This window comes from Armatimonadia bacterium, assembly GCA_039679385.1.
GTDB lineage: Bacteria > Armatimonadota > Zipacnadia > Zipacnadales > JABUFB01 > JAJFTQ01.
Map to the genome: position 1 here is coordinate 1 of JBDKVB010000183.1, position 22,066 is coordinate 22,066.

The window sequence follows — 22,066 nt, forward strand, 5'->3', positions numbered from 1 at the left end:
CCCGTAGGGGCCCAAAACTAACCTGCAGGGCCTGAAACGCCCCTCGGGCTTCAGTTGCAGGGTCTGGCTCCTCAGTGTTGAGTTCGTCGTCCAGCGCGGCCATCCTCCCCAGGTGTTCTGGCTGCCCCTCCCGAGACCCGTAGAGCCTGTGGCTGTGGGGGATGTGGCCACAGCAGGACTAGCCCGCATCATTCATGAGTTCCCAAGGAAGTGAAACCGGAGAGACGTCGAAATGGGCTTCTGCGCCAACAGAGTGCCCTTTCGGGAGGTCTCTCCGGTATGACACAGTGTCTGGGCCAACTGCCCCTTGCATTCCCTCGTGGCAAGCAGGTCGTCGGCGAGTTTTCCGGCCGCGACATCTCCAGCGACGGCGGCCTTGTGTTCCTGTCGCGGCCGATGCCCAGCTCGGGCTGAGCCATCGGTTGGCCGCCTGCCTTCCCGACACGCGCCAGGCCGCGAAGGTCCGCCATCAGGTGCAGGAGTTGGTTACCCAGCGCGTGTTCCAGATCGCCGCGGCCTACGAAGACTGCAACGACGCCACGCAGTTGCGCCGCGATCCGGTGCCCAAAACGGTAGTCGGGTGTCTGCCGCAGAGCGGTCATGACCTGGCCAGCCTGCCGACGCTGTCGCGGCTCGGGAACTCCATGGGCCGCCGCGAGCTGTGGCGGATGGCGCAGGTGCTGGTGGCGCGACTGCGGCAGGCCTGGCCAAGGACCCGCGACAGCTGGCCCCACCCGCGGCGGATATGGCTGGGCTTCGGGCTGCCCGGTGCAGGACCTGTGGCGGGACCTGCTGCAGCGCCTCCAACCGCCACCAGAACCCACCGCCACGACGAGGTTCACGGGTAATGCGGGCTAGCATGGTGTGTGCGCGTGCCTTTGGACCTGGCGAAGGGCGAGGTTGACGGCGAAGTGGGCCATCGCCGTGGCGCTGCTGACGCGACGCAACACGCTGTCGGCGTCAGGTCATCACGGGTCTCGGGATGGTTGTGACAGCGCACGTCGGCAGGCACCGGTACGAGAGCAACGGCACCTGCCGACGCCCTGCCGGGACATGCGTGCCCTGAGTGTGGCGTTGCCACCGGATAGCTATGTACCCTCGCGGGCAGGCTGGGGCCGCTAAGGCCGTCACCAGCCGACCAGAACCTCCTGCCCATCGACCCGGATCCTAAGCGCAAAGGTACTGTCATGTCTCCTTGCTTCCACAGAGTAGCCCCCGCCGTCAAACTGCGCGATGGAATGATCGCCTTCGGGACTGGCCGACTCGGGGCTGGCATTGGTGTGCCCGATGGTGAGTGGCGACTCCATGACGCGAATGGTGTCAAAGGTCCGACGGTCAATGATCAGCACCATGCCGAGCTTCGCATCCGCCTGTATCTCCAGGTGTGCAAACTCGAACCGCACTCCTTGGTCGCCGTTGCCAGTGACCTGTGCCTTGGGGATGCCACTGACTGACGGGCGGCGAAGGCCGGGCGCGGAGTCGTGCGCGGCTAGTTCAGTGAGCACAGGGTATTGGGGGATCTCCTCGTGCTCGTCGATTCCCCACGCGCGCCGTTGGTCGTCGAGGACGCTCCGCTGCTTGTTCGCGTTGTCCTCCTGGCGGCGCTCCTTGAGGTATGAGACCTGACTGATCTTCGTTGCCACCCAGCGACGTCTCGCCGCCGGGGCTGCTGCCAGTATCCGCTCCGCGATGCCATGGTAGAACTTAAGGGTGTCACTAAGGAACCCCGACCGCTCGTAAGCTGCCCCGAGCTCCTCCCAGCTCGCATGCATCTCCCATCCGTCTGAGGACGACACGGCCCTGAGAATACCTGAGAGCTGACGTTGCGGGTTGTGCGCTCCCCACGCTTCGTTGGACCGTGCAAGCGCCCGCACCAGGCGACACCGAAGCACAAGCAGCTCGCTGTCGTCCAACTCCAGACGGTGGGGATCACGTAGGGCGTCGATGGCCTCCGAGCCCCACCCCTCTGAGACAAGGGCTTCGATCAGATCGCCGAGGACAGTCTTCCCTTCCTCCCTCTTGGCGCCTGCTACTCCCGCCGAATCCCAGGCGTCGAAAGCCTGTCTGGCCTTCTTCGCCTCACCGATTCTGAGGTAGGCTCTCGCTGCCTCGTCGCCGCGCCCTGCTCGCTGCAGGGCAACCGCTACGTACCGCAACCAAGCAGGGGCATTGGGGCTGCCTTCGGCTTCCCAGGCACCTATGACCTCCTGCGCCGCTTTCGCTCTGTCGCTGAGCCCCAGCAGCCACTCAAGCGCTCCCGGCATACCCACCACTTCGGCCTTCGATCGACGGTATTCGTCGCAGTCTGCCTTGCACTTTTCGAAGAGCTCGACTGCGCGCTGGTGTAGTCCGGACCTGTGATACGCCAGGGCCGCAACCTGGAGCGGAAGGTACCCTCGCCGCGTAAGCTCCTCGGCCGCCCTGCCGACGGGTGCCCCGTCGGGACCCCAGTCTGTGCCTGGGTTGCCGACCTGGTCGCGCATATTGGCGGCCACCGCCACCCACTGGGCTGCAGCTTCCGGTACCACAAGACCCTCGTCAAGTCGAGCGACCAGGTCTCCGGAAAACTGCTGGAGGGACCTTACTCCGACAATGAAGGGAGTAAGGAGACGCGCCGGGTGTCCGGGCCGCAGGTCGGCGTACTCGCTCAGCATCAGGTGCAGCTCCGCCCAGTGACACCCCTCCCAGTAGCAGCGCCACGCATCGTCCTGCATCCCAAGGCCGGCGAACTGCTCGCCCGCTGCAAGGGACTGCCGACGGTACTCGAGCGCATACGCTCCGCATAGTATGGCCTCACGATCCCTGTGGGCGCGCTCGTAGTAGCCCTTGGCCCTGTCCAGCAGGCTCGCGCTTCTGTTCTCAATCCCCCACTCCTTGAGCCGGGTTGCCTGGGCGACGAGGTCGATACCTTCATCCAGGTTGGGGAGAGTGGTTATCCTGTCCAAGCCGGTGGTCAGGTCACCCCACGAGGACCCCGGTCTAGACGCGTCCGCCAGAGCACAGCTCGCCTGGATCGCCTCTGGTGTTGCGTGCTGCCAGAGCCGCTCGTAGCCCTGCGCCGTGTCTATGATGAACAGATCACTCTTCGCTCGTGTCAAGGCGACGTAGAGGCGATTGAGGAAATACCTGAGCTCCAGGGAATCTGAATGGTCAGCGAAGTGGTCCCAGTCTATTGAGGGACAGGCTTCGCCGAACTTGTAGACAACCACTTTGTCGAACTCGAGGCCTTTTGCATCGGCCACGCTGTAGACGTTCACCGCTTGTTCCTCGGTGACCATCGTCCTGAGGACCTCGTCGCCCTCGATGTAGTCCGCGAGTTGGTTGGACCCCACCGGGACGATGATCGTGACATTGCGGGCGTTCTGGCGCAAGCTCTCAGCGTCTGAGCCGTCACCAAGGACGTAGAGACCTGGGGGTGGACCACCAGGCGATGCCCAGGGGCGCTGGGGTTCGATGCTCTCGCCGACTAGACGACGCCAGAGCAGCACCACGTTGCACACCTTGACGATCGGCTCGGTTGATCGGTAGTTCCTGGTAAGGTCGAACCGCTGGAGCCCCAGGGTGTAGTTGCGCTGCCACTGTGGCAGCACGACATCAATGAGCCCTTCTTGCAGCATGACACCAAGGTTCTCCCATCGGAACCCGGTCGGAGACAAGGTCTGGCAGGGATCGCCGCCAAAGGCGAAGGGAAGGCAGGACACAGGTGGGGCAATCTCGTAGCGCGAGAAGACCGACAGACGACGTATAAGGTCGGTCTCGATCCTGGTGAAGTCCTGCGCCTCGTCGCAGAAGACGGCAGTATGCCCGGGCCCGAGGTCTCCCTCAAGCAGCGCTTGCCTGATCAGGTCCTGATCGTCCCAGAAGCCACCGTCGCCAGTCAGTTGCCTGTACCAACCGCTCCAGACCGTGCTGAAGATATCCTGGTACATGTCCTCCGTCAGCGTTCGGTCGTCTCGCGGTAGTTCGCAGTAGTCCTCTGGGGGTAGAACATCATCGAGGCTCGCGATGTCGGTACACCAGCCCTTCACGTACGAGCGTATAGCGTGCCATGCCTCGTCGGCCGAGAAGCGGCGGTTCCCGGCCTGCTGGAAACCTCGGCCGCCTGGCTCCTGGTTGTAGTAGAGGCTACGGAAGCGATGGAAGTCGATGTAGTTGTTCTCTCCAAACCTGCCGCGCATCCCAAGGGGCAGCAACCCGCGTACATACTCCAGGAACACGGAGAAGAGGCTATCCACGCTGCTCTTTTCGGGAGGGGCACCCCCACTGGCCACATACTTCGCGTGGTGCTTGAGTATGTTCAGGACACCTTCACCCGCACGCTCCAGCAGGCTCTCGCTGTAGGTCAGGTAGATCGGCGTCGGGAGGCACGCCCGATGCGGGCTCTGCAGGAACCGATCGCAGTACTGTGCGTAGAGGAACCACAGCATCGTCGTCTTGCCACTGCCTGCCCGACCGTTGATGAGAAGCGGTAAGGTCAGCATCTCACCGGTCGGGGCACTCGTGGTCCGAAGGAGGCCCTCCTCCTCGCCAGACAAAGCAAGGTTCGCCGCTTCGTTCTCCTCGATGGCAAGCCAAGCTCCGTCGTCATACAGGAGGTACTCTGGGTAGGTTCTCTGAGACAACGCGGCGACCTGGTCGAGTTCGGTGATGCCCTCGTGGGCCTGAGCGGGCACCCCGCCGGCGTCGGCGTTCGGCTCCGTAAGGGCAAGGAGGAGTATGACGCTGTGGGCCGATGGTCCGTCGACTACGACGCGACAGTGCCAGATGCCTACCCCTCCGCCCGGGGTGTAGTGTGGCTCCCCCGCTGCATCGCCTTCCCCGCCACGCACCAATTCACACACCTGGACTATCAGGTCGCGGTAGTTCAGCCAGTAAGCGCGATCAACCCTCTCCATCTGTCTGACCCATTCGATGCTCTCGTATACTGCGAGGCCCCCCTTCTTGTCCAGAATGCCTTCCGGGGGCAGAAGCCACTCTTCCAGCAAGGCGGGAAGGGGCTGCGGCTCTTGTACAGCCCCTTCCACCAGACCTGGTGCGATCCTATTGAGGTTCACGGCGACCCACTCCTCAGTGGCCCACTCCTCTGGTTCGCTCAGGTCCTCGTAGTCGAAGCTCGCGTAGGCCGCGTCACCCCGTCTGAAAGCCTTGCACAAGTGCAGTACCGGTCTCCCGCTGATTTGCAGGAGGTAGCCGAACACACGGTACCTGCCCCACTGGAATAGGTAGCGGGGTGAGCGGTGGCGGCGTGCCTGCGCCGCGATGCCCCCCATCCCCTCTCGGCGCATTGCTTCCTCGAGGTTCTCTCGCCGGTTCGTCAGTTGCCATTCGCCTATCTGCCTGTCAACTTCAGCCGTCGTGTACAGAAGCACCATGGGGTCCTCCCACCTAATGCGCCGGATATTGCCCAATGCTGCCTGGGCGTTCGTCTGACGTCGCAGCGTTCGGCGGATTGCGGATTGAGAAGCTGGCGAGCCCAGTCCCCAAGGCGTCTGCATCGGAGGCAAGGGCCACCTGAACGCCAGGCGCCCCCTGGCCCAAGCGTGTTCGGCACCAACTCAGCCCGCCTATTCCTTGGGGATGCAGTCGTGTGCAAAGAGCACCTCAAGGGCCTTCCAGCTCACCGGACATAGTGTCCTCAGCCTCGCGTCCTGGATGGTGTCTCCTTTCTGAAGCGGCTCGAAGGCTCCGGCGTACTCTTTCAGCCATTTCGTTGCCATATCGATCACTTTCCTGTGTTGCTTGGCCCAGGTCGGCTCTACCTCAGCACGCCTGATGAGACGTTGCCTCAGCGAGATATCATCATCGTAGAGACGGTAGTGCTCGGGGGGGATCTCAGGCAGGAGCCTGCCGTCCTCGCGCCCGGATTCACGACAGGGGTTACCTATCATGTGTTCCCTTTGCCAGATCCCGCGCAGGTAGTCGACAGACAGCAGGAGAACCGGCCTTCGAACGAGAGACTGGCGGTCTTCGAGGATCTCTCCGTCCAGAAGCGTGTCTCCTGGACCCAGACTGAACTCAACGGGCCACAACACCTCGATACCGAGCTCTGTGGGGTTGATACTGAACACAACGTTCTGACAGGTCCCGGGCCCATCGTCAGGCATCGATGTATCCTTGACCTCCACCGTCCCGAGCGCGTTGTGGAAGGGGAAGTATGAGAACCCCTCTCTGCTGTCGACTACCAAGAGACCGTCCTGTTCGCGGCGCAGGTCACGATGGCGGCTTGAGTACTGCTTCCAGACCTCCCTGTCGGGATCGTGCCATGGGGGAATGATCCCGTCCAGGAGCGGAAGACGTTGCCGGACCCGTATGGTCTCAGTCCCGCTGTCTACCGCGAAGCGCTCCACGACCATCATCTCTTCACCGAATTCCCGTTTCATCAGGTAGGTCGCGGGGCTACGCCATTCCCGGTCTCTCTCGGACGCCCCGTTGGCCACGTTCCAGCCAATAGGTGCGATGTCGCGGAAGAACAGGGCGCAGTAGAGCTTACCTCCAAGACGGGGGAAGGGAATGATCCCCCCTGAGGCCCACCGCAGGGGAAATTCCACGGGATCCACCACCTTCACCGTGGGTTCCCGGGACAGGAGAGCTTGATGGATCTCATCCGACAGGCGATAGGCGTCCTCCGCGCGGTTCTGGGGCACCATCTCCCGAAGCATCAGGTTCTTGCCCCTGTTGTTGTAGACGCCCCATTCCTGTCCATCAAGTTGGATTTGCAGCGTATGGAGACCACTACGTTCCACCTTGATGATCACGGGGTGCTTAAGATAGAGGACCTCGAAGGCCTTGCGGGGCCAGGCGTGGTGGATGTGACGTCTCTGGACTAGCAGTGGAAAGCCATCACAGAGGCTGCGTCTGCATATGTCAGCATACGGGTCCGGGTCCTGATCGAGGGTGCCTGCGCTGTAGTCTACGTCAAGGAGCCCTCCGAGGCTAGCCGTGTCGCCGATCAGGGGGAGACTCAGCCACTCCTCGATCCGCGTCCGCAGGTCAGCCTCGTTGTCCCCGCCGAGTACAGCGACTTCCTCGGGCAACACGTCCCCCTTCCCAACTAGCTCCACCAGCTCCGCTCGGCAGCTCTCCAGTTCATCTCGGACCATCGTCTGCGCCAGAGCGATCAGGTCTCTATGCGACTCTGCAGGCGCCCCATCCAGCAGCGGCGCCGGGGCCTGATCAAGCCACTGATCGTCTAGGCTGACAGGTTCGATCACAACCATCTCTGGGAGCATATGGACGCGCCGCACGGTGCGATGCATCAGGTAGTGCGTGTTCTGGGCTCTCAGGAGCCCCTCAAGCTCCGGGGTTGGTTGGTCTAGTTTGCGTATCTCCTCTCTCACTTCCGCTGCCTTGGCCTCAATCTGCTCCAGGTCACGAACCCAGCCAGAGCCGATCTGGCAGCCGTCAGACAGCGCGAGGAGGGAAGCCAGAACGCCCACCCGTATGGGGTATATCTTGGCCATTTGCTCATCGCCGTGAAAAGGATACGTATCGTTCTCCTCTACCCCTGCATTACGGCGGTCCGCGCCTCGCCGGTGCAGGCCCACCACCTTGGCGACGATACGGGCCCAACCGCCGTTGTGCGCCATCAGAGGGTTGGCCGCCCTGGCAACGCGCCAAGCACCGATATCGGCATGAAGCTTGCGGATCGTCGACGGGCCGATGATGCCAGACGCGCACTCTTTCTGGACCCGGCCGCGGGCATCGGCCGATATCAGCTCACAGTCCTGGTTCCTCACCTCCCCGAGCGCGGTCTGGCGGAACTGCTCGACTTCGCTATGCGGGCAGGACATGCCCGCATCGTGCAGGTATGCTGCGCACGCTAGGGTGAACCACTCCCCGGGATTGTGAAGGACGGGTTCTTCGAGCTTGTGCTCTATGGCCTGTATGATGCGCGGGACCGCGGCGTAGGTCTGTCTCGCATGGTCCCAGTAGTGGTCGATCATCATCCACATGGGCATATGCGGGGTCGGACTGAGTGCGCCTTGCCACGTCGGGATGAGGACCGTGAACAAGCTCGAAAGGTACTCATCCCGACCGATACCGCGGACGGCGAAAAACTCATTGGCAGCTCTCACCTCGGCGTCGATATCCATGGTACCCTTCCTTCCTGTGTGTTGCAGGAACCTATGAGACTTGATGGCTCCAGACCATCGCCGACCCTCGAACCCCTTAGGTCCCGCGACCGTCGGTCCTCGGCAGACACGCTTGTTAGCCCGGAAGTCCGGCTTGGGTGCGGGAGGCATGCGCCCGTTCACACGAGCGCATGCCCGAGGGCCTGGCTCCCAGGACGTCTGGTCGCCATAGGTGTCAGGCTGTTAGCGTCCTCGCAACCACGGCTACTGCCCCGCTCACAAGTGCGAGGAGTAGAAGGCAGCACCGCCACCAAGGCTTGCGCGGGACGTACCAGCGCTTTGGGTCCCATCGCTTTCGTCTCTGGTGAGTCCTCATATCCCCAGCACACCGTTGCAGTACTGCCAGCAAGCCGCCCAGATGGCCCATTGCAGATGGGTCCTGTTCAGCCCTTCAGGGCCGGTGCTGGTCGTGTCTAGAGGTGGGAGGGCAACAGCGGCGGGGCTTTGCGGCCTCATTGCTGCCTCAACCGCGGGGCTGGCAGACGGGTCGATGGCGAGGTACCTCGGCAAGTCCTCCCGGCAGAACGTGATGAGCCGGGATCGGGCTGATTGGGCCAGCGGGGTGTCCGCCATCAGGGCAGTGAGGGCACCGTCGAGGTTGCAGGCGAGGCCAAGGTCGCAGACGGCCTGTGGGCCGGCTCCAGTCTGGCAGTCGGGTATCTGCAGCCGACGTGCCGCTACCCCTCCGCCGGTATCGGCAAGCGGATACTCGACGCTAAGCGAAGTGCCCAGAAGCGCGAAGCACACGGCGAAGCTCTGGAAGGCTTCCCAGTTCCCCAAGTGGCGACAGACGCTGGGGTGGAGCGGCAGTTGGGACTCCTGAACGACGTGGCCGGCCAGCAAGAACTCCTCGACGTAGTCCGTCGCATTCCGCTCTTCTGCGTGGCAGTGGCAAGGGAGGCCGCCCCTCCACTCATAGTAATCACTCCGTGTTCGTGGGTAGTACTCCCACTCAGGCAGCCGCAGACGAGCGGCGACGCGGGCGACGGCAACGGAGTACCGGAAGGGCGAACCCGCCGCAACCCCCGCAGGGCGGATCTGGTTCGCCGTCAGGGCGGCGTTTACGGCAACGGGGAGCGCCGAAGCGGCACTGGGGATATAGGCGCCAAAGCTCTCCTCAGTGGGCGTCGCGTCTCCCACCAGCAGGAGCGCCGGCTCGGACTTGGACACCAGGGAAGCAGCCATCTCATCGCCGAACTGTTGAAGATCCCGACCGCGCGCCGTTGCCTCCAGGGCGGCGATCTCCCAGATGTCTTTGGTGGCCAGCGGCCCCCCACACTTGTTCCGGCCATCCTGGACGAAGAGCTCTGGCTTGTGACGGTAGGTGAGAGTCTTCCTATACGACCCACTCACCCCATCGGCAAGCCACTGCCGGAGCTGGTCCGGGGGATCGTAGCCCGGCACGTCTGGGCAGACGAGGAAGCAATCGAACGACGTGGCGATGCCGTCCGCTCCCACGGTAGTCCCGAAGGCAAGCCCGCCTCCGCTACGGAACTGGCTGTGGAACTGCCACTGCATCTGGCCGAGGAGCGCGCCGATGATGCCGCTGTCGGTTACCAGACTGACGTAGAGCTGTCGCTCGGTAGGGCCTCCGGGGTCTGGAAGGTAGCAGCGTGGTAGTGCTTTTGCATACTCCTGCCGGAAGGTAAGGTCCTTCTCGCTGGCCGTCTGCATCTGCTCGCGACAGGCCTGAAGATAGCCAATCCACCCGTCTGCCGTCTCACCAACCTTCATCCAGAGGTCGTTGGTTAGTGCAAGCATGTCCGCGAGCGTGAGTTCATACGCCTGGAGCAGCGTATGCCATTCCACGAGGGTGTGGTACCATTGGTAAGGACCCTCCACGAACACCGCCTGATTCCCTCTGCTCGGGGGCTGCGAGAGCAGGTTCTCCTCCTCCCCCTTCAGGACGCCCTCGGCACGCTGCATGACCTTCTCGTCGGCGAACCTGTTGAGCCACGCCCGCACCTCCGCCAACTCCGCATCCAGCAGCTTCCGGCAGCTCAGCAGGACGTCCCGCGCGATGACTAGACTGTACGGGCGCTGCTCCAACGTCCGCCACTTGCCCTGCTGGGTGTCGTAGAACAGCTCAAGGAGTTGGTGGGCCAGTTGGACGATGAAGTCTCGGCATATACCGGCCCGCTGGTAGTTGATCCAAGCCCACAGTGTCGCATCGTGCCCAGGGTCAGGGGTGTCAGTCTGTTGCCCCACTGTCTGCGCGGTGAAGCCATGGCACTGTGAGACAACGTCCTGATTCGGCACGGGGCGGAAGATCCGGCTGAGGTCAAGCCAGTCTACTACAGTCGCATATGGGGGCCTGGGGCCCTCCGCATTTGCTGGCCCGTTGGTGTTGAGATTGCGCCGCAAAGTCACGAGACCCTCGAGCGAATCGGGCTGGTTCAACTCGGGCCACCGAACGGGCAGGCCGCCTGCAGTCGCGACGGTTAGGCTAAGCGTCCCAGGGCCCGTGGTTCGCAGCGCCGCCTCAGCGCGCTGCCGCCCCTTGTCGGCTTCGTCGGGCGGCACAGTGAGCAGCCTGTCGTAGATCTCACGCGCGAACCCGAAAGCAAAGCTGGTTTCCAGAGCCTTCCAGTCATACAGGTACGTGTAGATGCCTGGCACCATGTACCCTGGCTCAGAAGGCCCACCGGGCACCTGCACGGTACAGTGTTGTCGCCAGTTGGCGGCGGATGTCCCTGCCACACCCGTCCCGTAAGTGCACAGCAAGTGGTCGGCCAGTGCAGGGCAGACCCCGAAGAGTGGGGCCTTGCCGTTCAGGTTGACCCCGCCGCGCCCCTCTCCGTCGATGATGAAGCACCCGTCGAACAATTCGCTGTTGCTGACCGACGTTCCAGGGCAGTAGTCGACATGGCCAGGCTTCATAAACAACCGCTCCAGCTCCCTCATCCCCGCGAAACCGCGAGCGTTGCCCTGGCCCCGGCTCTGGTCGTCGCCGAAGATGGCCCGGAACCCATTGGGCAATGCGACGTAGGCGTGGAAGGGAGTCGACGGTGGCTTCTCCTTGCGCAGGATTTGTGCTACATCCAGGAGCATCCCGGAACCGGTGCCACCCGACTGTGACCCGATCATGACGATGAAGTCCTGCCCCTGCACCAGTGCCCGCAACCGGGGCGCCAAGTCGCTGGACTCCAGGAAGAACCCAACACGACCGGCAGGGCGTACCTGGCCGTAGCCTGTCTCAGGGATGATGCCGTTGGGGTTGCTGATCTTCTGCGCCTCTGACCTCCCGAGCCACCGGTCGATGTAGGGATGGGAACGGCCAGCCTGAATGTCTACAATGGCCGGCCCCGGACGCTGCTCAAGTTGGTAGAACTCGGTGGATTGGGGGCTGACATCGATCTGGAACCCGTCAGGCAGCTTGTACTGGTTGTCGTCCTCCCCGGGACCGTCTATGACCAGCATCGAGAACCCGGCGGCGGCGGCGCTTCCGTACTCGTGTTCCAGCCTATGTTTGAGCCAGTTACACACACCGCGCCCCACCCCACCGACACCGACGACGAGGATTGACATGATCGGCCCCTCCTGCGTGATGGTGGAAAGCTCTGTCTAGCTCCGAACCCTGATCAAGCCGATGGCAGTCGCTTGACCCTTCCTGAGGCGTGATGGTACTGCGAGACCCCAGACGAACCGCGCGCAACCGACCTGCACCCCCGCGCGGTCGATGCCCCAGAACGCGAAGCGGCGGGGCCGCACGCGCAGTGCCCGTTTGCCCTTTGCCGGCGTGGGGTCCTTCCAAGGAGTCGTCCTCACCCATGCGACCCGTTTCCCTGCATTCCTGAAGGTGGCGAGTGCCTGACCCGTTCCGGCGTGGGTGATACGTATGTCCATGCTCATGCGCCGGGCACCTAGTAGCCGGCAGAGCAGCCATGCCCAGGAGAGAGCAATCAGTGCAACGTATAACAGGGCGAGAAGGATGAGCACTCGGAGCGGCGTGCTCCACCCCGTTGCTCGGATATGGACAACCTGCATGCTCGTGTCATGGCACGTGGACTCCACGTCTCCTGCTGGCGTCCCGGTATGCTCGACGTGAAGCACGCAGTCGCCCGGCACTGGCTGCTGGATGAACAGTCTCGTCCGCATAGGCACAGCGAACCGCGTTGAGAAGCGGTTGCCGTTGGCCTTGAGCCAGAGAACCGGCGAGTCCTTGCCATCGGGCATCTCTGAGAGCTGAGCCAGGTAGAGATGGTTGGGATGGTTGCTGAACTGCTTTTCGGGCTGGGCAGGCTTCCCGGAGAGCATCAGCGTCCCATCCACCGCGAGGAACTGCTGGGTGAAGGGGAAGCCAGTGAGGGTGACCGGCGTGAGTTCGAGATAGGGGACTGAGGCCACCTTGACGTTGTAGGTAGTGGTGGCATCCAGGACGCTTCCCGCCTGTACACGCAGAGTCAGCTTGTAGACACCGGGGAGCTTCGTGGGTATCGCCGGCTCACCGTAGTACAGACTCCTGGCAGGCTTACCGAACTCAAGGTTGACGGGCCCGCCTGTTGGCCCAAGGACCTGGGCGCTAAGGCCGAGGGGGTAACGCGCGTCTGACTCCACTGGCTTCCCACTGTGCCGAGCGAAACTTGCAACGACGCGGAGGCTCTTTCCCTGCGGGTGAACCGTCTTGGGCAGCACCAGGTTCATCTGCAGAGGTACTTCGTTACGGTAGACCTCGACTCGGCCCGTTCCCTCGGTGATCTCATACTGCCACTGCCCAGTCTCGGGGTCAAAAACCGAGATGATGTCGTAGCCTTTGAACTGGCGCCTGCGGGTATCTGGGTCGGCTCCCGGCGACAGGGCCGTGCCGTCGGGCCGCAGTATCCGGAGCCTCAATTCGGGTGTCGCGGGGAAAACGTGGAACTCCACGCGGTCCAGGTACGGCCTGACCGTGAACGTCTTTCGGCCTGCGGTCAAGATGTCTGGCGGGACGTTGGGGATGCCGAAGATGCGGTTGATGACCTGATTGAAGCGCTCCCTGAGCTCGGACACCGACTTGATGCACGCCACACGCTCGCTACCGGCGATCGCACTCCAAAGTTCGGCGCACTCCGCCCAGGTGTCACCTTGCTGGTCTACGGCGATCACGTAGAGCTCGCAGCCATTCGGGACCAGTTCCTTTTGGACGAAGGCACTGATCTCATCGAAGTAAGCTGAGGTGCTGAGCTTGCGGCTATCCTCAGGCTTACCATCCGTGAACAGGACGATTCGACACTTGCGCCCCTCGTCAAAGCCTCCGGCAGAGCGCAAGCTGCCGGTCGCAGCCTTGAGTGCTGCCAGTGTGTTGGTGCCCCCCATGCCCTTTGCGGCCACGCGGGCCGAAACCTCCTGAAAGCCAGAACTGGGAGTGACTGCAGTGAGTGGCGCAGTCTCCGGGCTCACACGGTCCCCGAAGTCCAGCACCGCGATCCGGTTAGGTTGGTCCTCGGCGCTCTTCTCAGATATGTTGGCGATCAGGTAGCGAGCTGCCTCGACACGCACGCCCTGCGGATCCGTGCCCTGGGGACCGTTCATGCTGCCTGACTGATCCAGAAGCAGAGCCACGTCCACAAGAGGCGGGCTTGGTTCTGGTAGCTTCAGAGTGATCTCCGACCTTGCGGGCGGCGCAGTGCACCCGCCCAGCCCACACAGGGCCACGATCAGCACAGCGAGGCAGGCGGCTGCACACAGGCGCCACCTGACTGTGACGCTCTCTTCTGCCATCGCCAACTCCATCGTGTGCGTTCACTCCTCTTTGCGGTTGATGACCACCTTGCCGTCTACCCAGTCGAGATGCAGAGCTTGCCCCCCCAGTTCCGGCTGAGCGGCCAGGAGTTCGGCAAGCGAGGCCGTCACGACATGCTCCACGGCGCGTTGCATGGCCCGAGCGCCGTAGCGTTCGTCGTAGCCCGTCGCCACCAGGTGCTCGAGCAACCCCTCACTGGGTACCAAGGTCAGCCCCCGACGCTGGACGCCTGTCCGATGCATCAAGGCCGTGATCTCACGCCGGGCGATCTGGCGCACGGTGTCGCGATCTAGTGGTGAGAAGCTCACTACTCGGCTGAGGCGGTTCAGGAACTCCGGTCGGAAGGCTGTGGCCAGTTCCTTGTTGAGGTCCTCGTCAGTGATCTGCCGAGTGCTTGCCTGGGAGAAGCCAACCGGGGCCCTGCCGAAGAGGTAAGCGCCGACGTTCGACGTCATGATGATGATGGAGTTCAGGAAACTGCCTGTACGACCGGTCTCGTCGGTAAGGCGTCCCTCTCCGAGGACCTGCAGAAGCAGGTTGAACACGCTATCATGCGCCTTCTCGATCTCGTCAAAGAGAACCACTGAGAAGGGGGTTGCGCAGACGTCCTCCACCAGCCTACCCGCTTCTTCCTGCCCGCCTCGACGGCCGCAGAGCTTCGCAAAGCCGTCAGCCCCGGCGAACTCCGACATGTCGTAGCGCACAAGTGCTTCCTCCGTGCCAAACAGGTGCTTAGCCAGCGCACGCGCCAACTGAGTCTTCCCGACTCCAGTGGGGCCCGCGAAAAGCAGTGTGCCTACCGGCCTGCTCTCTGGGGCGACCTCTGCCTTGTAGGCCAGCACCACATCGCAGGCGGCGCTTACGGCGCCCTCCTGCCCGATCACGTGTGCACGGAGGGCTTCCTCAACCTGCGCTCTGGTCACAGCAGCGTCCGTACGGACTATGTCCTGACGTAGGCCTGACAAATTGCACACTGCGTTCTCGACGTCCCGAACAGTGATGGGGCCGGCCTCTGGCGACTCTGACCGGTAGGCGATGACCTCACTGAGAAGCTCTAGCGCCTTGCCGGGGTACTTTCTGGTGCGGAAGAAGCGGCCTGACATGTCCACGAGACGCTCGCAGACGCCCTCTCCAAACTCGACGGCGCCACCCGCCGTGTTGCTGTCAGTGAACCTGGCCACCCGGTCTCGGACCATCAGAAGAGTGTCTTCACGACATGGTTCGGGTACGTGCAGTAGGTGGAAGCTCTCCGCGAACCGCGGGTTGAGCTTCAGCATGAGCTTGTAGCCGTCGGAGTCCGTTGCGCCGATGATGGTGATCTCGTTGCGCGAGATGAAGGGCAGAAGAAGGTTGGCGATGGTGCGGTCGAGCTTCTCGTCGAAGCGTCCAGTGGTCACGGCCAGGTGGGTCTGATCCAGAAACAAGATGGCGTTCTGCTCGATGCAGTTCTCAGCCACGAGCTGTGTCTTGTTCTCAAGCTCGTGGGCGTATAGGACCGAGGCTTGAAAGGCTGCAGGCACACATTCGTAGATGTGGCGATCGCGAAGATCACCGCGATCCACACGTGCATCGCCTGCAGCGATCCATGTGGCCAAGGCGTGGACTACAGCGCTCTTGCCGGTCCCCGAGTCACCGACCAAGAGTATCTGCTGCCGCGGCCCACTCAAGGCCGAGATCAGGGACTCCACCAAGTCGTCCCGCACGTACATCGGCAGTATCTCGCGCTCGGTAGCCAGCTCGACGAGGTCACGTCCGAGGTTGGGAAGATCAGCAGCTTCGGGTATCCGATCGGCAGCATCACCTGACAGGGCATGGCGAGCCCTCTCTAGGACCTTCGCGATCTCCGGGCGGGCTGCCGATACCGCCTGCGCGAACACCTGGAGCACTTGGAGGAACTGCTCCTCCGTGGGAGGACCATACTCGATGGGGAGGTACCATGCCGCCCGCAGTTCGCCGTCCCTGGCATCCCACTCATACTTCGGGACGATAGTGTCCCAATGGAGCGACATCAGGCGCTCGAAAACGACCCGCTTTGCCCTCTTGGGCACTCTGGCCAGGCCCACAGCCTGCACAAACAGGAAGTAGGGACTCCACCGAACTAGAATGCTAAGGCCTTCCTGGCCGTCCCCAGCGCTTCCAGCCTCCACCACGAAGGCGTCGAGCGAGGTCGACCATTCATACTCCCATCCCAGAGCCGCCAGGTACCCATCCATCGTGAGCCGCATCGAGGCGGCATCGAGAGGCTTTCCCATCGCAATCGCTCACACCCGCACAAAGAGTACCGTCCTGACAACGAGTGCTACGCTTGGCCGCAGGGCCCAACCTCATCATCTCAACGACCGCAAACTGTCACCGAACAACGATGGCCTCTGGGAGCCCTACCGGCATCTGCCGACGGCAAGACACGGTCAACTCGTCACCGGTGGCAGCCGTTCCGAATCCATACAGACTGCCCTCAGTGAACGCATCAGACGCAGACGGAACTCAGGGCTGTCCACTGCGAGCGCGATGTCCTTCCGTGGCTCACGCTCCCGGTTGCCGCGAGCGCGGTGGTCAATGACCGTCATCCCCCGAACCGGTGAGTCGTGGGCGCCCAAGAAGGCGTCAGCCATTCCGGCCTCGGCAGAACCCAGGGCTCGGTCCCGCGCTGTGATGACTTGCACGTTGTACGGCCTCGTCCAGACCAACTCGGGCCAGATCGCCACCGCCATCGCCAGCGGATCGTGCATGTAGCAGCCGTTGAACCCTTCGTTGTCCCGGTAGAACCCCATGTAGTGACTGGTGATGTCCCGGACGAACTTGCCCCGCTTCCACTCCTCCGGGCGCAGGCCGACCTCGATGTCCGCCAGCGTCAACGGACACTGCAGCGCCACGTCCAAGCCGACCACCGTCATCGGGATGGGGCTCGCGAACACCTCGGCCGCCGCCACCGGGTCCATCCACACGTTGAACTCACCGTAGGGGGCGATGTTGCCCGGCACCTTGAAGGCACCGCCCATGAAGACGATGCGGGGGATGTTGGCGGCAATGCCCGGCTCTCGCCGCAGGGCCTCGGCCACATTGGTCAGAGGCCCGGTCACCAGCAGCACCACGTCGCTGGGCTCGCGGTAGGTCTCCAGGATCAGACCCACGGCGTTCGTTGCTGACAGCCGCGCCGGGTCGGGATCGGGCTGGCAGTTCTGCCCCAGCCCCCCGGGGCCATGGATGAACTCCGCGTCGGGCTTGTCACCCGGCGGCCAGCCGCTCAGCGGCATATCCAGACCCGCACACACCGGGAAGCCCACCTGCAGCCCGGCCGCATCGAAGACCTTCAGCGCATTCAGGGCGCTCTGCCGAGGCCCCACATTGCCGCACGACGTCCCCAGCCCCACGATCTCGACTTGGCCACAGCCGATCGCCAACAGCAACGCCAGTGCATCGTCCACCCCTGGGTCCATATCCAGAAGTAGCCTGGCCGAGTGGTGCGTCAGGCCGGCCACCGCACCATCGATCTCAGAGCACAGAGCATCGATCTCGTGCCATCGCAGACCGTCCATCACCGCTCTGCCTCCTTCGTCTTCCGACTCCACGCTGGAGCGGCGGCTAACCCGAGCGAAGCAAACGCGAGCTGGTAGACCTGCTCAACAACGTGCCACAGGGCCACGTCTCGGGCCGTGACGCGATGTGCTTGCTCGCGTATGAGGTAGTCCAGGTCCATATGCAGCACGTCCAGACGCGTAGGCAGCGCCCAGTATGACTCCGTGTGGTAGTCGTCCGGCTTGCTCCACACAGCTCCCGCAGCGCCCTGCAACTGGGCTGGCTCCAGGCAGCGCAAGACCCCTTGGCTGTTGAACGACCAGATACGTGCGTCCCCGAAGCTTGGGCCGTGCGAAGTCATCGGGCAGAAGAGCGAGTACATCGGGGCCTGACGCCCGTTCTGAGTCGCCTTGCTCCATCGCGTTCCCTGGCGGACCCATAGCCGCAGACCACACCCGCCTTCCCCATCACCTCTCCATAGGAGGGCGTTGGGCATGGCGGCGCGGGTACTCGTCACGCGCATGCTGCGCAGGATCATGGTATGTGGGTGGGCTGATAGCACCACGTCGTTCGAATGGCGACGCTGGGCAATATCCTCGGCAGGTGCGTAGGCGGTGCGCAGCTCGTGGACGATCTCGCTGTCGGCTCGCTCCAGGTCTCGCAGGTAGAGCTTGGACATCTCCCTGAGTGCCGCCGCGTTCCCTTCGCACCACTCAGGGACGGCCCCGGTCTGGCATTCACCCGCTGCTAGCGCCTGCAAGGCGTACTGGTCCACCTGTTCGCGGAGAACCCGCCCATCGTGGCTCTCACGCACCGTCACCCCAAGCAGCTTGACGTGGTCGGAGCATACCTGCCCAGTGCCGGCCAGCTGGCACTGGTGAACAAGAGACACAAAGAAGCACGCCGACGGATGCTGTGTGAAGCGCCAGCCCACGGGGGTCTGATCCTCCAGCGCTGCCAGCGCCTCATCCAGAAGACCTTCCGCCTCGCCTTGCGTCTCTGAACTGCCGCAGCACGCGGTCGTCTGGTCACTCGGCAGCCCTTTGCAGAGAAGCCGCTCGCAGATCCGCTCGACGATGTGCTGCCGGGCCTTCTCCGTGACCCTGAACTGCGCCATCGCTGCAGTTCCTCCCAATTCACCAGCCCGCGACCAGACGACGCAGCTCCTCCAGCAACCAGTCACGGTGGTTGACAGTCTGACAGGTTGTCAGGACTCGCAACTCCAGCCCCATCGCACCGTCGCCGCACACCACACGGAACTCGTCGAGGGGTACCGTCCCCGAAGCCTTGACGAAGCTGCGACCCGTGTTCACGAAGCGTAGGTTCTCCACGCGGGTTACTGGTGACAACCTGGCAAGCTGCTGGGCGCGCTGAAGGCTGTCTTTGGGGGCATGCGGCATCTCTGCCATGTTCAGGTGCAACCTCTGAGCGATCGGTACGTCTGAATCGGGAGGCTGTTCGGCGCGAGCGGGGGGAGAGCACTCGAAGGTCTGGTGCATAAGCTCCAGCACAGGGCTCAGCGCATACAGGGTCTGACCGTCGACCTGCTCAGTGTCCAGCAGCGGCCGCAGACGAACGTCGGGGTCGAGGCGATCGAGCTGCGACTGCGGCACTATCGTCTCCTCGGCCAGGGCCCGGAAGAGAGAGTAGTTCTCTATCCACAGCGACCGATCAAAGTCCACTGGCATGGGCGGCAGCTCAATGCACTGGGCGAACTGCTCGAACAAGTACACCACGGGCACCTTGAGCGCTTGGCCAAGGAGCCCTGTCAGGCTGATCTGCGCCTTGTAACCGCCGGTTGCGTTGATCACGCACTGTACCTGAGGGTCGCGTCGGCGGGCCTCCATGAGACAGCGTGCGGCGGCCTTGACCAGCGCTCTGAGGCCCCTATGTGCGAAACGCTTCGGGTCTCTGCCGTCCAAACCATCAATCATCTCATAGGTGGCTTCGGTCACGTCCTCCCACCCGCCGATGTGCGAGGTGAGCACTTCACCGGACCACTCGCCTTCGGGCGTGTCGGAGACCAGCAAGTGCACTCGGAAGGGGGGCTTCAAGACACCCACAGACAGCTCTTGGCCCTCCAGCAGAAGCGCCAGGGAGTTGACTTCGGCACCGCAAGCACGGCTGGTGCGCCCTTCGCCGTTCAGCACCGCAAGAGCGTCCTGGCGGGACGGCAATCCATCGTTCGTGCCTTTCCCACGACGCATCCCTTGCAGAAGACTAGTGCCCACCGTCACCACAAGGTAGGAGCCCATGCGTACCACCTCCAAAGGCGATGCTCAAGGCGACAGGCCACGCTGCACATCTGCAGATCCGACTCGAGCGGCCATATAGCGAGGCGTCCCATAGGACGTTCTGGTCGCCGCCCTACACTTCACATGGAGCAGCTCCGAGCCGTCGCGATCGATAGGCTCCGAGGAACGCGGCAGGGGGTGCATCGCTTCTGCCCTCGGGCCTCAGGCTAGGAGTCAGCACCCCCAAGATCACCTGTCGGCAGCTTTTGGGCAGCTGGGGTCCCCTTCAGCTCTAGCGGAGCGTCAGAGCAGTCCGACCAGCAGAAGGACAGCGTGAGGGGAGCGCCAAGCTTGGCCGAGAGATAATCCACCTGCGGGTGGTCCTTTTCGTCGCCGGCTTCGCTGCTCACCTCGTCGAGCAAGTACTTCCTCAGGGTCCGGCCATTGAGCTCCCCCTTGCAGTCGTCGCGTTCCTTCAGGGCTTCAGCGTCCAGTTGCTCCTGAAGACTGGGCTCGGGGACGAGCTCGAACCGCAACTCGCAGCCGCCTTTGCCCCAATCGCCTGCCGGGAAGATGGCGATCCGGCGGACCGCCTGATGCTTCAGTGAGTGTAGGTACTGGTTGTCGCGCAGTTGGACTTCGTCTCGAGCCCGGGCGAGCGCCGTGTACAGCGAGTTCCAGACTGGGTCGGCGCATCCGCCCATGGCCAGAGCAAGCCTGTCGCGAGGTGACAGCTTCGGCATCGCGCCGCTACAGCTGCTGTTGACCCACGACCACGCTCCCCTCGCGTCCTCGGCACCAGTTGGGGCGGAGCCGGCCTTGCTGTCGAGATGGCTAACGCAGGCCTCGGCAAGGCGTATGAACTCCGCAAGGTGCGTCTTCCGGTCCTGCTCGAACAGCTTCTGCTGAGCCTCGACCATCAGTGCGCCGCCGACCCGACGCGTCTGGTTGTCACAGCCATCGATCAGGCGCAGCAGGGCAACAAGCTTGGGGAAGTCGACCTTCTCGGAAAGTCCGTACTTCTTCTGCGCGTCCAGGGGTGTAGCCAACTCCATATCGCGGTAGCAGCACTTGTTGCCTTCGCCTGCCCGTGTCCAGCCGGTTCGCCGCCGGTGGTAGGCGCACAAGTAGGCGACCTCTTTTGCCAGGCAGGCCCTTGCGTTCCACCCCAAGTCTTCGCCACACTTTGTCAGTCGGTAGAAGGATAGGAAATGGTGCAGCGACCGCACCTCGGACGGGAACAGCCGCACCAACTGCCCATCCGGGCGGGGTAGAGCATCTATAGTGTGGCCGCAGTCATGCAGTAGCAAGGCCGCGAGCAGTACGAAGCGTTCGTGTGCGTTGAGGAAGCGGCAGTCCTCGGAGTCCGGGCCATTCTCGATGACGCGGTCGAGGAGCGGCAGTAGCACCAACTGGGCGACTTCCAGCAGATCGCGGTGGTGTTCAGAGGCATGCCCGGCAGCCATGGGGAGCTTGTCGCCGAGCCAGATCAGCGGCCCTTGATCGCAGACTAGGCGCTCGAGCCTCGCGACGTAGTCGCCGGGAGCCCCCTTCAGAAGGTCATACACCACATGTAGGCTGTACTCCTGGAAGGGATCTATCTGCGTCTGCCGATCGTACAGCTTCTCAAAGATCGCTTGTGCCGGTGCTGGGTCGCTCTCGCTGCCCGCCACAGACTGCATCCGCGGGTCAAGCTTATCGCGGTAGCCTTCCCAGAGGACCGCTGAACGACGCAGTGCGTCCTCGCGATGCCAGAGCTGGAAGTCCAGTCCAATCGGGAAGGGAGGAAGCGTCGTGATCTCTGTTGAGCCCGAGAACAGGTAGTGCATTTCGTAGGGCCTGTCCATGAGCGCAGCGGCGATCGTGGCATACGGAATCAGCTCTTTGAACCCACCCGTTGCGTTGATGATGACACGAGAGCCGTCGTCCGTGCCCTCTTCTGCAAGTTGGTGTATGTGTTCGATGAGGTTGGGTGCCCCGGTCGTACGGAAGAGCTCCGGGTCCTCGACCTGCAGTCCCTCCACCGGTATGACCTTGATACCCTCGACCCGTCGCCACAGATCATAGGCCGCTTTGGCTGTGTCCTCCTTGCGGGCCTTGACGAACCGGCGGATGATCCTGGCACAGTCGCGTCCCAGCTTCGAACTGGACGCCAGGAGGTGGACTTCCAGGGATTCATCGGGAGGCAGCTTGTCCCGCAGCAGCAGATAGAGGTAGCTCAGCTCCTGTGGCAGGCGGTCCTGGTAGCTGTCGTCTCCACATGTCCGCCATTCCTTGACCTGCTTCTCTTCATCTAGCTTGGTCAGCTCCTTCAGAACCTCGCAGACCCGCTTGGCCTCGTGGGGCCGCTCTTTGAGGTTCCCGCACGCCGTGTTGAGGGAGGAGACACGGCCGCTGCCCCTCCTGCCTCCCGTGTTCTCAACCAGGGACGTACCCACGGTCATGATGACGCGGTGACGCAT

The 22,066-nt window shown here is 63.1% G+C and carries 11 protein-coding genes; 2 read left to right on the top strand and 9 right to left on the bottom strand.

The genetic code is table 11. The annotated features are described in order from the left end of the window. Positions 1-279 precede the first annotated feature (279 nt). Together ABFE16_20755 and ABFE16_20760 are read left to right on the top strand one after the other, a co-directional pair. A complete protein-coding gene (locus ABFE16_20755; GenBank protein MEN6347734.1) occupies positions 280-414 on the top strand; it encodes a hypothetical protein in 135 nt (44 codons plus the stop codon). 8 nt (positions 415-422) lie between these two features. Continuing rightward, positions 423-848, top strand: a complete 426-nt coding sequence (locus ABFE16_20760; GenBank protein ID MEN6347735.1) for a transposase — start codon at positions 423-425, stop codon at positions 846-848. 279 nt (positions 849-1,127) lie between these two features. Here ABFE16_20760 and ABFE16_20765 read toward each other — a convergent pair whose 3' ends face one another. The 9 genes from ABFE16_20765 to ABFE16_20805 form a co-directional block, all read right to left on the bottom strand. Next, positions 1,128-5,372, bottom strand: coding sequence for a 3'-5' exonuclease (locus ABFE16_20765; GenBank protein ID MEN6347736.1), 4,245 nt, complete (start codon positions 5,370-5,372; stop codon positions 1,128-1,130). Positions 5,373-5,564: 192 nt separating this feature from the next. After that, positions 5,565-8,093 carry a hypothetical protein gene (locus ABFE16_20770; GenBank protein ID MEN6347737.1) on the bottom strand — a complete coding sequence of 843 codons (2,529 nt, stop codon included), beginning with the start codon at positions 8,091-8,093 and terminating at the stop codon, positions 5,565-5,567. A gap of 351 nt (positions 8,094-8,444) precedes the next feature. Then, positions 8,445-11,660 (bottom strand): tubulin-like doman-containing protein, encoded by a 3,216-nt coding sequence (locus tag ABFE16_20775; GenBank protein MEN6347738.1) that lies wholly within the window; start codon positions 11,658-11,660, stop codon positions 8,445-8,447. A gap of 36 nt (positions 11,661-11,696) precedes the next feature. Next, positions 11,697-13,832, bottom strand: a complete 2,136-nt coding sequence (locus ABFE16_20780; protein MEN6347739.1) for a vWA domain-containing protein — start codon at positions 13,830-13,832, stop codon at positions 11,697-11,699. A 21-nt stretch (positions 13,833-13,853) separates the two neighbouring features. Continuing rightward, the gene (locus ABFE16_20785; protein ID MEN6347740.1) at positions 13,854-16,106 is read right to left on the bottom strand and encodes an AAA family ATPase; all 2,253 of its coding nucleotides are present in this window, start codon (positions 16,104-16,106) and stop codon (positions 13,854-13,856) included. A 156-nt stretch (positions 16,107-16,262) separates the two neighbouring features. Next, entirely contained in the window at positions 16,263-17,390 is a 1,128-nt protein-coding gene (locus ABFE16_20790; protein ID MEN6347741.1) for a nucleoside hydrolase, read from the bottom strand. Next, positions 17,390-18,487 (bottom strand): hypothetical protein, encoded by a 1,098-nt coding sequence (locus tag ABFE16_20795; GenBank protein ID MEN6347742.1) that lies wholly within the window; start codon positions 18,485-18,487, stop codon positions 17,390-17,392. The genes ABFE16_20790 and ABFE16_20795 overlap by 1 nt, the downstream gene beginning before the upstream one ends. 19 nt (positions 18,488-18,506) lie before the next feature. Next, positions 18,507-19,625, bottom strand: a complete 1,119-nt coding sequence (locus ABFE16_20800) for a hypothetical protein (protein ID MEN6347743.1) — start codon at positions 19,623-19,625, stop codon at positions 18,507-18,509. 206 nt (positions 19,626-19,831) lie between these two features. Continuing rightward, the gene (locus ABFE16_20805) at positions 19,832-22,066 is read right to left on the bottom strand and encodes a hypothetical protein (protein MEN6347744.1); all 2,235 of its coding nucleotides are present in this window, start codon (positions 22,064-22,066) and stop codon (positions 19,832-19,834) included.

Excerpts from the sequence above, each read along its gene's own strand:
- ABFE16_20780 (MEN6347739.1), bottom strand. The coding sequence starts at position 13,832 with ATGGCAGAAGAGAGCGTCACAGTCAGGTGGCGCCTGTGTGCAGCCGCC.
- ABFE16_20765 (MEN6347736.1), bottom strand. The coding sequence starts at position 5,372 with ATGGTGCTTCTGTACACGACGGCTGAAGTTGACAGGCAGATAGGCGAA.
- ABFE16_20790 (MEN6347741.1), bottom strand. The coding sequence starts at position 17,390 with ATGGACGGTCTGCGATGGCACGAGATCGATGCTCTGTGCTCTGAGATC.
- ABFE16_20770 (MEN6347737.1), bottom strand. The coding sequence starts at position 8,093 with ATGGATATCGACGCCGAGGTGAGAGCTGCCAATGAGTTTTTCGCCGTC.
- ABFE16_20800 (MEN6347743.1), bottom strand. The coding sequence starts at position 19,625 with ATGGGCTCCTACCTTGTGGTGACGGTGGGCACTAGTCTTCTGCAAGGG.
- ABFE16_20795 (MEN6347742.1), bottom strand. The coding sequence starts at position 18,487 with ATGGCGCAGTTCAGGGTCACGGAGAAGGCCCGGCAGCACATCGTCGAG.
- ABFE16_20805 (MEN6347744.1), bottom strand. The coding sequence starts at position 22,066 with ATGCGTCACCGCGTCATCATGACCGTGGGTACGTCCCTGGTTGAGAAC.
- ABFE16_20755 (MEN6347734.1), top strand. The coding sequence starts at position 280 with ATGACACAGTGTCTGGGCCAACTGCCCCTTGCATTCCCTCGTGGCAAG.
- ABFE16_20785 (MEN6347740.1), bottom strand. The coding sequence starts at position 16,106 with ATGGGAAAGCCTCTCGATGCCGCCTCGATGCGGCTCACGATGGATGGG.
- ABFE16_20775 (MEN6347738.1), bottom strand. The coding sequence starts at position 11,660 with ATGTCAATCCTCGTCGTCGGTGTCGGTGGGGTGGGGCGCGGTGTGTGT.